The sequence below is a fragment of the Roseovarius albus genome (assembly GCF_900172335.1).
Classification (GTDB): Bacteria; Pseudomonadota; Alphaproteobacteria; order Rhodobacterales; family Rhodobacteraceae; genus Roseovarius; species Roseovarius albus.
In genome coordinates, this window is record NZ_FWFX01000006.1 from 219,493 (window position 1) to 230,945 (window position 11,453).

Annotated in this window: 12 protein-coding genes; 7 read left to right on the forward strand and 5 right to left on the reverse strand. The window is 57.3% G+C overall.

Annotation, left to right across the window (positions count from 1 at the left end; translation table 11 throughout):
- Positions 1–268: 268 nt before the first annotated feature.
- Positions 269–2,290: a transketolase gene (tkt, locus tag ROA7450_RS11385; RefSeq protein WP_085805838.1), complete on the reverse strand. Its 2,022-nt coding sequence runs from the start codon at positions 2,288–2,290 to the stop codon at positions 269–271.
- 201 nt (positions 2,291–2,491) lie between these two features.
- On the opposite strand from tkt, the gene ROA7450_RS11390 reads away from it, so the two are divergent.
- The 3 genes from ROA7450_RS11390 to ROA7450_RS11400 are packed head-to-tail and all read left to right on the forward strand — an operon-like array spanning position 2,492 to position 3,626.
- Complete coding sequence (locus ROA7450_RS11390) at positions 2,492–3,010, forward strand: hypothetical protein (protein WP_085805965.1); 519 nt, start codon at positions 2,492–2,494, stop codon at positions 3,008–3,010.
- Complete coding sequence (locus ROA7450_RS11395) at positions 3,010–3,417, forward strand: cell division protein ZapA (RefSeq protein ID WP_085805839.1); 408 nt, start codon at positions 3,010–3,012, stop codon at positions 3,415–3,417. The genes ROA7450_RS11390 and ROA7450_RS11395 overlap by 1 nt, the downstream gene beginning before the upstream one ends.
- Positions 3,418–3,431: 14 nt before the next feature.
- Positions 3,432–3,626: a hypothetical protein gene (locus ROA7450_RS11400; RefSeq protein ID WP_085805840.1), complete on the forward strand. Its 195-nt coding sequence runs from the start codon at positions 3,432–3,434 to the stop codon at positions 3,624–3,626.
- Positions 3,627–3,629: 3 nt separating this feature from the next.
- Here ROA7450_RS11400 and ROA7450_RS11405 read toward each other — a convergent pair whose 3' ends face one another.
- The 3 genes from ROA7450_RS11405 to ROA7450_RS20985 form a co-directional block, all read right to left on the reverse strand.
- The gene (locus ROA7450_RS11405) at positions 3,630–4,223 is read right to left on the reverse strand and encodes a hypothetical protein (RefSeq protein ID WP_143534431.1); all 594 of its coding nucleotides are present in this window, start codon (positions 4,221–4,223) and stop codon (positions 3,630–3,632) included.
- A 250-nt stretch (positions 4,224–4,473) separates the two neighbouring features.
- Entirely contained in the window at positions 4,474–6,882 is a 2,409-nt protein-coding gene (locus ROA7450_RS11410) for a GcvT family protein (RefSeq protein WP_085805842.1), read from the reverse strand.
- A gap of 208 nt (positions 6,883–7,090) precedes the next feature.
- Entirely contained in the window at positions 7,091–7,264 is a 174-nt protein-coding gene (locus ROA7450_RS20985; protein ID WP_159454038.1) for a hypothetical protein, read from the reverse strand.
- 174 nt (positions 7,265–7,438) lie between these two features.
- Between ROA7450_RS20985 and ROA7450_RS11415 the strand changes: the two genes are divergently transcribed.
- The 4 genes from ROA7450_RS11415 to ROA7450_RS11430 are packed head-to-tail and all read left to right on the forward strand — an operon-like array spanning position 7,439 to position 10,017.
- Complete coding sequence (locus ROA7450_RS11415) at positions 7,439–7,663, forward strand: twin-arginine translocase TatA/TatE family subunit (RefSeq protein WP_085805843.1); 225 nt, start codon at positions 7,439–7,441, stop codon at positions 7,661–7,663.
- A 7-nt stretch (positions 7,664–7,670) separates the two neighbouring features.
- Positions 7,671–8,285, forward strand: coding sequence for a Sec-independent protein translocase protein TatB (gene tatB, locus ROA7450_RS11420; protein WP_085805844.1), 615 nt, complete (start codon positions 7,671–7,673; stop codon positions 8,283–8,285).
- On the forward strand, positions 8,282–9,184 hold the full coding sequence (gene tatC / locus ROA7450_RS11425) for a twin-arginine translocase subunit TatC (RefSeq protein WP_085805845.1): 903 nt from the start codon (positions 8,282–8,284) through the stop codon (positions 9,182–9,184). Before tatB ends, tatC begins: the two co-directional genes overlap by 4 nt.
- The gene (locus tag ROA7450_RS11430; protein WP_085805846.1) at positions 9,181–10,017 is read left to right on the forward strand and encodes an ATP-binding protein; all 837 of its coding nucleotides are present in this window, start codon (positions 9,181–9,183) and stop codon (positions 10,015–10,017) included. The genes tatC and ROA7450_RS11430 overlap by 4 nt, the downstream gene beginning before the upstream one ends.
- 20 nt (positions 10,018–10,037) lie before the next feature.
- On the opposite strand, the gene ROA7450_RS11435 is transcribed toward ROA7450_RS11430, so the two are convergent.
- Positions 10,038–11,339 (reverse strand): ATP-grasp domain-containing protein, encoded by a 1,302-nt coding sequence (locus ROA7450_RS11435; protein ID WP_085805847.1) that lies wholly within the window; start codon positions 11,337–11,339, stop codon positions 10,038–10,040.
- Positions 11,340–11,453: the final 114 nt, after the last annotated feature.

An 11,453-nucleotide genomic window follows, 5' to 3' on the forward strand; every position in this document is an offset into this window, starting at 1 on the left:
GCTGGGTTGTGAATGGTAATGTCCAGCCTTGTGAATTGTGCAAGCGAAGACTTCTATTGTCATTTGCCCGGCAACACCGGGCCACGCCCGACCCTCCCCACGGGAGGGCGTTTGAAATGGAGCGAATTGATCAATACGGAGTTTGATTTGGGAGGGGCAGATTGCGGTGGTTGTTATTCCGCGAGCCCTCCCAGAGTCGGGCGTGGCCCTATGAATATAAAAAAGGCCGGGCTTAAGCCCGGCCTACGTGGTTGGATCTGTGCGGCGATTAACCCAGAAGCTCTTTGACTTTGGCGACCGTGGCCTGGGCGGTGATGCCGAATTGTTGGTAGAGCTCGCCTGCAGGGGCGGAGGCGCCGAAGCTCGACATGCCGATGAAACCGGCCTTGGCTTCGCGGCCGCGTTCGCCCAGCAGCCAGCGATCCCAGCCGCCGTTTCGCATGGCGGCCTCGATGCCGACACGGACAGCGCCAGCGGGCAGGACTTTGCGGCGGTACGCCTCATCCTGTGCGGCAAACAGCTCCATGCAAGGCATGGAGACAACCCGTGTGCCGATACCTTCGGCCTGCAGCAGGTCGCGCGCTTTCATTGCGATCTCAACCTCGGAGCCGGTGGCGATCAGGATGGCCTGACGTTTACTGTCAGAGTCGGCCAGCACATAAGCGCCTTGCTCGGTCAGGTTGCGCGACTTGTACTCGGTGCGCAGGGTGGGCAGGCCTTGGCGGGTCAGGGACAGAACCGATGGGGTTTCTTTGCTGGTGAAGGCCAGCTCCCACGCCTCGGCGGTTTCCACGGTGTCACAGGGGCGGAACACCCAAGTGTTGGGCGTGGCGCGCGAGATGGCCAGATGTTCGACCGGTTGGTGGGTTGGGCCGTCTTCACCCAGGCCGATGCTGTCGTGGGTCATGACAAAAACCGTTGGGACCTGCATCAGGGCCGCCAGACGCATGGAGGGGCGGGCGTAGTCGGTGAAGCACATGAAGGTGCCGCCGTAGGGGCGGATGCCGCCGTGCAGGACCATGCCGTTCATCGCCGCCGCCATGCCGTGTTCGCGGATGCCCCAGTGGACATAGCGGCCCTTGCGGTTGTCGGTGTCAAAGACGGTCATGTCACCGGATTTGGTGTTGTTCGAACCCGAGAGGTCGGCCGAGCCGCCGACGGTTTCGGTCAGGATCGGGTTGATCACGTCAAGCGCCATTTCGCTGGATTTGCGAGTGGCGACCTTTGGCGCTTCTTCCGCGATGCGGCGCTTAAAAGCACGGATCTGACCGGCCAGACGTTTTGGCACGTCGCGGTCAAAGATTCGAGCGAATTCGGCCTGACGGCGTTCGGATTTCTCAGCGAGGCGATCCTCCCAAGCGGTGCGCTCCTCGGACCCACGGCTGCCGATGGCCTCCCATGCGGATTTCACGTCGGCAGGCACTTCGAACGGGCCGCCTGTCCATCCGTAGGCCTCTTTCGCGGCTTTCAGCTGTGCGTTGTCTGTCAGGGCACCGTGGCCCTTGGAGGTGTCTTGTGCCGCATGACCCAGAGCGATGTGGGTTTTGCAGGCGATCATCGTCGGCTTGTTGGTTTTCTTGGCGGCAGTGATCGCCTCGTCAATGGCCTGTGGATCGTGGCCGTCGATTTCCAGAACCTGCCATTCAGCGGACTTGAAACGTTTCACCTGATCGGTGCGGTCGGCCAGATCAACGGTGCCGTCGATGGTGATGTTGTTGTTGTCCCAAAAGACGATCAGCTTGCCAAGTGCGTGGCGACCGGCGAGTGTGATCGCCTCTTGGCTCACACCCTCCATCAGGCAACCGTCACCGGCGATGACATAGGTGTAGTGATCTTGTAGCGCCTTGCCGTAGCGGGCGCGCAGAATTTCTTCAGCCATGGCAAAGCCAACCGCATTCGAGATGCCCTGACCCAGCGGGCCGGTTGTGGTCTCGATGCCTTTGGCGTGGCCGTATTCGGGATGGCCGGCAGTGATAGCGCCCCATTGGCGGAAGTTCTTGACCTGCTCGAGGGTCATGTCCTCGTAGCCAGTCAGGTGCAGCAGGGAATAGAGCAGCATCGAGCCGTGGCCGGCCGACAGAATGAACCGGTCACGATCTGGCCAGTTTGGGGCAGAGGCATCAAACTTGAGGTGCTTTTCAAACAAGACGGTGGCGACATCAGCCATGCCCATCGGCATGCCGGAGTGGCCGGAGTTGGCGGCATGGACCGCATCCAGGGTCAGGGCACGGATGGCGGCGGCCTTGGACCAGTGATCAGGGTTGGCTGTGCGAAGTGCGGCGATGTCCACGGGGGCGCGTCCTTTGGCAGTGGGAAACAGAGTAAGCGCTGCATATCAGCCCAGCGGCAAAGATCAAGCGCAGGCGTGCCGTTCAGGGTGTTACGGTACAAGAGGGGGCGCATTTTTTGTGCTCATTGGGTAGAGTTGGGCATAATCTGGCTGGCGGACGATTCGTTCGGGCTGGAGCATAAGTAAGAGGGGGCAATGATTATGAGTGACATTGATGATCTGAAACACAGGATTTCAGCGGCATTGGAGCGGATCGAGCAGGGGGTTGAAGCCTTGCCTGACGTGGCTGAAGCACCGGCGGCGGATACCGGAGAGTTGGACCGGCTACGGGCGGAACTTGAGCGAGTGAGCTCTGAGAATGCAAACCTGAAGACGCAGGTCGAAAGCCTGGAAGCGGCCAAGGCCGAGGCAGAAGCCCGATCTGATGTAGCGCGGGTTGAGGCGCAAACCAACTATCAGCATCAGATGACCGCCGTGTCACGTTTTGATGGTGAATTGCAGTCGCTGCGCGAAGCGAACCGGCAGTTGCGGGCCAATAATCAGGCGCTGCGAGATGCCAATGCGGCGGGAGTGGGGGAGCCACATCTGATCAACAAGGGCCTGATGGCAGAGTTGGAAGGGCTGCGCGCGGATCGAGCGGCGGAAGAGGCCGAAGCAAGTGCTATTCTGGGTGAGTTGAAAAACGTGCTGGACTTGCAAGGCACATCGGAGGTGGTGTGATGCCAGAAATTAAAGTTGAAATTGGTGGCCGGAATTTTGAAGTAGCCTGTCAGGAGGGCGAAGAGCATTTCCTGCACTCGGCCGCGAAAATGCTGGATGACGAGGCCAGTGTGTTGGCGTCGCAAATCGGGCGCATCCCGGAATCACGCATGTTGCTGATGGCGGGGCTGATGCTGGCGGATAAAACCGCCGGGTTTCAGGACAAGCTGCGCGAGGCCGAAGAACGGGTGACTGAATTGCAGGCGCAATTGAACCAGTTGAAGGCCGCGCCTGCGGCAGAGGCGGAACGGATTGAGGTTGAAGTGCCGGTGATGCCGGAAGGGCTGACTGAAGCGATGGCCGAACTGGCGGCGCAAAGCGAAGCACTGGCTGAGGCGGTTGAGGCGCGGGCGGCATCTGAGGGGTAGGGTGATCCTACCTGATGCAGTATATCCAAGAGTCGCGGAGCGGCGACGCGCGCGGGGGTGATCCGAACAGTGGTGATTGCCCCTTTATCTTGCCAAATCCGTCGATCGTGACCGTTGCAATACATCCTTACCCAATCGCCGCCGCGTTGGGGCGCGTCGCCGATGCGCGGCGGGCTGTGCCCGCTGTTTCGCGCGGGAGCTTTCAGTGATGGTCACTCAACTTTGCGAACGCTTTCGGGAAACAGGCCCATCTGTGTGCCTTTGCCAGAAACGATGACGGTGTCGCCTCTTTTTAACTGATTGACGAGTTCATTCGGTGCGTTACAGATCTCGTCTAGCGTGGATTTTGCCTCGAGAACCTCAATCGGATTTTTGCATTCGCCCAATGAGTAAGGATATGCACGTTCAACAGTGTAGGAAAACTGTACTTCTTCGTTAGTTATGGCGGCAGCTATAATGGGAATTCCATAGGCCAATGGGCGTTCTTCAAACAGAAAAGTATAATTTAGTATGGGAATGGCAAAACACGCCCATATCCATAAAGGTCGGGTTTTTTCATGCGAGTTTATTTTTCGGCTTTGCCAATGTTTGAGAAAGTAAAAACCGATAAGGCATATCAAGAATAAACCGAATGCCATATCCCAAATGCGTGTTCTTTCGATCCAATTTGGGGAAGCTAGGTAGTGTATTTCAAACAATTTTAGAACAACAGGCGGAATTGGTAGCAACACGTAGATTGCAAACAAAAAAAAGAGCCAGGGAGGCATGAGCCATTGGTCTCTGGGAAGAACACGAAATTTGGACATGAGAAGTGAACGTAATGTAATCTTTGGTGGAGTTGCGTGGATATTATCCCGTTAATGGTGTGGAAATTTGTCCTAAGTAAGGCCGTTTGTCTCAGTTGGAGATGTTGATTTTTTCTTGCACAAGGGCAGCGCCCTCCTTGGGGGAGATCGGGCGCTGCCCGAGACAAGCTCGGGCGGGTTTCGTTGACCTGCTCCGAAATAAAAAAGCGGCAGGTGAGTGCCGCCTTTGTTAGGATTATGTGTGTGTGAATTACCCGCGCATACGGCTGAAATCAGGGTCGAACAGGTGTTCGATGATCAGCCGGGCGGGGCGCATTTGGCCGAGGATTTCGATCTCGACCTCCAAGCCCTCAACCGCCAGTTCTGTCGGGATCAGGGCCATGGCGATGGATTTGCCGGCATGGTGCGAATAGCCGCCCGAGGTGCAAAAGCCTTTGACTTCGCCGTCGATCCACACGGGCTCGTAGGCGTTGACGTCGGTATCGAGCGCGTCGACCTCAAACGCCACCAGCTTGCGGGCAGACCCAGACGCGCGTTCCGCCTCGGCCGCGGCGCGACCGATGAAATCGGCGTTTTTGCCCCAGCTGATGAAGCGGTCCATGCCGGTTTCAACAGGCGTGTAATCGGGTGAGAACTCCGACAACCACGAGCCAAAGAAACGATCCAACCGCAGCGACATCATCGCGCGCATACCAAAGGGTTTCATGCCGTGGTTTTGGCCCTCTGACCATAGCGCATCCCACAGGGCGCGTTGGGACATTGGATCACAGTAAATCTCGTACCCCAGATCGCCGGTATAGCTGACGCGCTGGATCAGGCAATCGGCCATACCGACGGTGGCGCGACGCAGGTCCATGAACTTCATGTCGCTGATATTGTCGCGGGTGCAGGCCTGCAGGACGTCGCGCGCCTTGGGACCAGCAATCTGGAAACCGTTGAGCTCATCTGAGATATTGTCGATCCGTACGTCGCCCGATTGATTTTGCAGGAACCAGCGCATGTGGTTGGCCTGCGCGCCATAAGATGCGGTGAGTTGGAATGTTGTCTCGTTGATGCACGACACGGTGAAATCGCCGATCAGGCGGCCCTTAGGGCTGAGCATCGGGGTCAGGGATACGCGGCCCGGTTTCGGGATGCGGCCCGCCATGATGCGATCAAGCCATTCGCGGGCGTCTTTGCCGGTGATGCGGTATTTGCCGAAGTTGTGGACCTCGTTAATGCCGACAGCCTCGCGCACGGCTTTGACCTCGCGCGCGGTGGCCTCCCACGCGTTGGAGCGGCGGAAGGACGGGGTTTCATAGCGGGGCTCGTCACCCTCAGCGAAGTAGTTGACCACTTCGAGGCCATACTGTGCGCCCCAGACGGCACCCATCTTGTCGAACGTGTCGTACATCGGTGTGGTGCGGAACGGGCGGGCGGCGGGCAGTTCCTCGTTCGGGTAAGAGACCGAGAAGCGTTTTTGGTAGTTTTCGGTGACTTTTGGGCGGGTGTAGCCCGGGGTGATCCAGTCGCCAAAACGGGCGACATCCATGGCGGTGACATCGCGTTCGCATTCGCCTTCGATCATCCATTGCGCCAGCATCAGGCCGACGCCACCACCCTGGCTGAACCCGGCCATGACGCCACAAGCGGACCAGTAGTTGCGCAGGCCGGGGATAGGGCCGACCAGTGGGTTGCCATCGGAGGCAAAGGTGAAAGGACCGTGGATCACGGATTTCACGCCTGCGGTTTCCAGAACCGGGAAGCGTTGGTAGGCGAAGGCGATGGATTCCTCGATCTTGTCGAGGTCATCAGGCAGCAGTTCATGGCCGAAATCCCACGGGGTGCCGTCGACGGCCCAGGGTTTGCAGGGTTGTTCGTAGAAACCGATGCAGAGACCGCGGCCCTCTTGCCGCAGGTAGGATTCACCTGCCGGGTCCATCACGTGGGGGTGTTCTTCGGTGCGCTCGTAAATCTCGGCGATCTCGTCAGTGACGATATATTGGTGCTCCATCGGATGCAGGGGCAGGTAGACGCCCGCCATGGCGCCAACCTCGCGCGCCCAGAGGCCGCCGGCGTTGACGACGTGCTCGGCGTGAATGGTGCCCTTGTTGGTGACCACATCCCAGGTGCCATCGGGGCGCTGGTTGGTTTCAATGACTTTGCAGTGAGTTTCTATCGTCGCCCCGCCCATTTTGGCCGCCCGCGCATAGGCGTGGGTTGTGCCGGAAGGGTCAAGGTGGCCGTCGAGTGGATCGTAAAGCGCGCCCAGGATACCATCGGTGTTGGTGATCGGGGCGATCTTGCTGATCTCTTCGGGGCTGACAATGTGTGTATCAAGGCCCATGTAGCGGTGCTTGGCGCGCTCGGCCAGCAGCATGTCAAAGCGGTCCTGATTGTCGGCGAGGGTGACGCCGCCCACATGGTGCAGGCCACAGGACATGCCGGTGATCTCTTCCAGCTCTTTATAGAGCTTGATGGTATAGCCTTGCAGGGCGGCCATGTTTGTGTCGCCATTCAGCGTGTGAAACCCACCCGCCGCGTGCCAAGTGGAGCCAGAGGTGAGTTCCGAGCGTTCGATCAGCATCACATCGGACCAGCCCAGTTTGGTCAGGTGATAAAGAACCGAGCATCCGACGACCCCGCCGCCGATCACTGCCACACGTGTCGTGGTTTTCATGAAAGCCTCCTGCAATTGGTCCGCATACCCTGCGGGAATACGGTTGGATCGCTTGTCCGTCTACGACAAACTGTGTCGTTTTGACTATACATATTGTGAGATGTGTTTGGAGGAGGAAGTTAAAAGGAGCGCCTGCGGCGCGCTTCATGTCTCGTTGTCGGCCTTTGGCCTCCGCCTCGGAATTTGCCTCTGGCGGAGATATTTATGGTCAGATGAAATAGGCGGGTGGGGCGGAATTGCCCATCTTGCGGTGCTGCAAGACATGCCGCATAGGCAAAGCATGCGGAAACAGGTGTATCAGAAAATCGAAAAGCTGCTCAAAGGGCAGTGGATGCGCTTGTAATGGCTGAATTTTCTTTCCCGGCGGTTGCTGGTCGGGCATTGCGTTTGAAAATACGATAAAAATGGTGGGTTAGCTGTCTTCCGAAAAGGATTTCCGGGCTAAATGCGGGTCTTGATGTGGTTTGGCCTTTTCACTCGATGATGATCGCCTTACATAAAGGGAAAGTTTTTTCGGGGGGGCCAAAGCGACCCCGAACTAGGGAGAAGAAAGAACATGCTGAACAATATTGGCCTTCCGGGCATTCTGCTGATCGCGGTTGTGGTGCTGGTGCTTTTCGGGCGCGGCAAGATCTCGTCACTGATGGGCGAAGTGGGCAAGGGCATCACCTCGTTCAAAAAGGGTGTGGCTGAAGGCGGCAAAGAGCTGGATGAAGCCACCGAAGAGGCCGCTGATGCAGCCAAAGACGTGACCCCGGCTGACGAAAAAGACAAGGTCTAAGCCTTAGATGTTTGATCTGGGCTTTATGGAGCTGATGGTCATCGGCGTGGTTGCACTGATCGTCGTTGGCCCCAAGGATCTGCCGGGCATGTTCCGCACGGTTGGCAATTTCGTGGGCAAGGCCAAGGGCATGGCGCGCGAGTTTAGCCGGGCGATGAACGAGGCGGCGGATGACAGCGGTGTCAATGAAGTGGGCAAGATGCTGAAGACGGCATCGAACCCGATCAAGACCGTGGCGGATGAGGTTCGGTCTTCATCTGAGAGCTTTGTCCAGCAGACCATGAACAGCGGTAAGCCCAAAGACGAAGTTGAGGCCGAAGCCAAGCCGGCGGACGAGGTGGCAAAACCGACGGACGAAAAGCCGGCCAAGAAACCTGCAGCCAAAAAACCGGCTGCAAAAAAACCCGCGGCGAAGAAACCGGCGGCAAAGGCGACATCGGCTAAGACCACAAGCAAATCTACATCCGCTAAGCCCAAGACTGGCGCCAAAAAGCCCGCGGCGAAAAAGCCCGCTGCAAAGGCCAGCACGGCCAAGTCGGCGAGCAAATCTACCGCTAAGAAACCTGCGGCCAAGAAACCCGCCGCCAAAAAGACCACTAAAGCCGCCGAGGATAAGGCATGAGCCACAGCGACGAGATCGAAGAGTCCAGCGCGCCGCTAATTGAACACTTGGCCGAACTTCGGAACCGCCTGATTCACAGCGTGATCGCTTTTATCATAGGCATGGTGATCTGTTTCACCGTGGCAACGCCGATCTTCAACTTTCTGACTGCGCCACTCTGTGAGGTTTTGGCTGAGCGCGGCCAGGACTGTGATCTGATCTTTATCAGCCCGCAGGAAGGCTTCTTTGTTGCCATCAAAGTCTCGCTCTTGGGTGGGCTTATTCTGGCATTTCCCTATATTGCCAACCAGATGTGGCGGTTTGTGGCACCGGGGCTGTACCGGAATGAGAAGGGGGCGTTTTTGCCGTTCCTGGTTGCCTCGCCCTTTATGTTCATTCTGGGTGCTTCATTTGCTTTTTATGTAGTCACGCCATTGGCGTATGACTTCTTCCTTGGGTTCCAACAGTTCGGCCAAGAGGGCGAGGCTGTGGTCGGCGAAGAGGTCAAACAGGGGCTATCGGTGGTTTTCCAAGGTTCTGCGCAAGAATATCTGAACCTGACGATCAAGTTTATCGTGGCCTTCGGTCTGTGTTTCCAACTGCCGGTTTTGCTGACGTTGATGGGCAAGGCGGGGTTGGTCTCGTCCGAGGGGCTGCGCACGGTGCGTAAATATGCCGTGGTTGGTATTCTGGTACTGGCCGCTCTGGTCACTCCACCGGACGTGATCACGCAGGTCATTCTGTTTGTCGTGGTGTACGGCCTTTATGAAGTGTCGATCTTCCTTGTGATGCGGGTCGAAAAAGACCGCGAAAAGAAGCTGCGTGCCGAGGGCCTGTGGTTCGATGACGACGAGGATGAAGCCGAGGCTGAGGACGATCTGGCAGATGCCGAGGATGCGGCAGAGGATCCCAAAGCATGAGTGACCCGCTGGAGCGGATTGCGGCGGCGCTGGAGCGGATGAGCCCAGCGCCGTTGAATGCGCCTGATTTTGGCATGGCAGATGCATTTGTCTGGCATGTGGAGCCGGACCGTCTGGCACCAGTGGCGGATGTAAACCGCGTTGATATGAGCCTGTTGGTCGGGATCAACCGCTCGCGGGATACGCTTTTGGAAAACACCCGACAGTTTGCCCGGGGCTTGCCGGCGAACAACGCGCTTTTGTGGGGCGCGCGCGGTATGGGAAAATCATCGCTGGTGAAAGCAGTGCATGGGTCTGTGCGGGCTGAGGGGTTGCCGCTCAAGCTGGTGGAGCTACAACGTGAGGACATGAGCAGTGTCGGACGGCTGCTGAACCATCTGCGCGGAGCGGAAGAACGGTTTATCCTGTTTTGTGACGACCTGAGCTTCAGCCATGATGACCAGCATTACAAATCACTGAAGGCGGTTCTGGACGGCGGTATTGAGGGCCGGCCTGATAACGTGGTGTTTTATGCGACTTCAAATCGCCGTCACTTGATGCCGCGTGATATGATCGAAAATGAACGCTCTTCGGCGATCAATCCATCAGAGGCGGTCGAGGAGAAGGTCTCGCTTTCGGATCGCTTTGGTCTGTGGCTGGGCTTCCACCCCTGCGATCAGGATGATTATCTGGCGATGATCCGCGGCTATTGCGATGCCCACGGCGTTGAGATTGATGACGAGACCCTGCGGGCGGAGGCGATTGAATGGCAGGCCACTCGTGGGGCCCGTTCGGGCCGGGTGGCGTGGCAGTATTTTACGGATCTAGCGGGGCGCCTGGGTGTGAAGGTCTGATTGCAGACGAAACCGCGCTCTTATGCGACCCAATAGTCAGGATACTCAGAGCCTTTTTGTGGCTGTCGGTAAATATTAGACCTGATTTCTCGTTCTTTGGCGATTAGTTCCTGAGCTGTGTGGCCGGTGATCCAGATCTGTTGCAGCATCACGCCGGCTGCGGTCATATCTGCGTCGGTCAGTTCATCCTCACGTTGTTTGGTGTGGCGGATGAGGATGCCTTCGTTCTGTTCCAGATTGTCGACGTAGCCATAGTCAAGAATGTCATCGACATGACCAGTTTGTTTGGCGGTGATCAGCACGATGAGGGTGTAGCTGTGATCCTCGCCCGCGCGCCATTTGCGCCAGGGGGTGTCGGGGAGTTTACCACCGCTGGCAACAAGGGACAGGTTGTCTTCGAACAGGGATGAGCCGAAGGAGTAGACGTAGTTGTAATGATAGCTGTGGGCTGCACGGGGGTTGATCTCGGTCAGGGCGATGGTGCCGTCGGGCATGATCCAGAATTCGAGATTGAAGAACTGGTTGCGGTAACCCAGATCGGACAGGCGGCCCATATAGTCGTTGACCCACTCTTCAATCTGCTGGGTTTGCTCGGCCGAGAGGGACAGGGGCGGGGTCAGATAACCAAGCGCTTGGTGGTTGGAAAAATAGACCTCTTCGGTCAGGGCGTAGTGCACAACTTCGCCATCGGCAGTAATGTAGCCTTCGTAGCAGTACTCAATCGCCGTGTTCATATCGACCAAGTGTTCGGCGATGAAGGGAGGCACCACGGGCGGCATCTGATCGGCTGGAATGCCTCTTGAGAAGGTTTCGTTCTGGAAGGAGATCAGATCCTGCAGGGCAGTATCAGCGCGGTAGTCAGCCAGCACGGCACGCAGGCCATCGGGGGTTTCGATTTTGAAGATGCCACGCCCCAAAGACAGCGAGGTGTTCTTGAGCATGAACGGCCATTCGGTAATTTTGGCGATGATGTCTTCGTCGCTTTCGTTCAGAGGATCTATGGGGGCAAACCAGAAGGGATTGGCTTCAAGTATGCGCATCAAGTATTTGTTCATGCAGTACAAAAATGCGAGGCGAGAGATGGTGGAATTCCCCAGACCTTCGTTTATCAGGATGTGATGAAAGGCATCCTTTTGCGCGAAACCTGCGACGGCTTGAATGTCCTCGGATTTGCAATGTTCAACCAGCGAACTGATTTCCCCATCATCCCACGATTCAGGCGACAGAATACGCACATCCATCCGTTGGCGCATGTCAGTGATAGCGTCCTGCATATAGGCCTGCGGGTTCAGAAACCCGATGATTGGTGTGCTGTTGGCCATATTGTGCCCTCTGAATTGCTGCGTATGTGCACCAAAACAGCGGGCGGGCGCGCAACGGATACGACATATTGAATTGTGATTGCGATACGGTGAGCTTCAATTTGATTGGAAGGG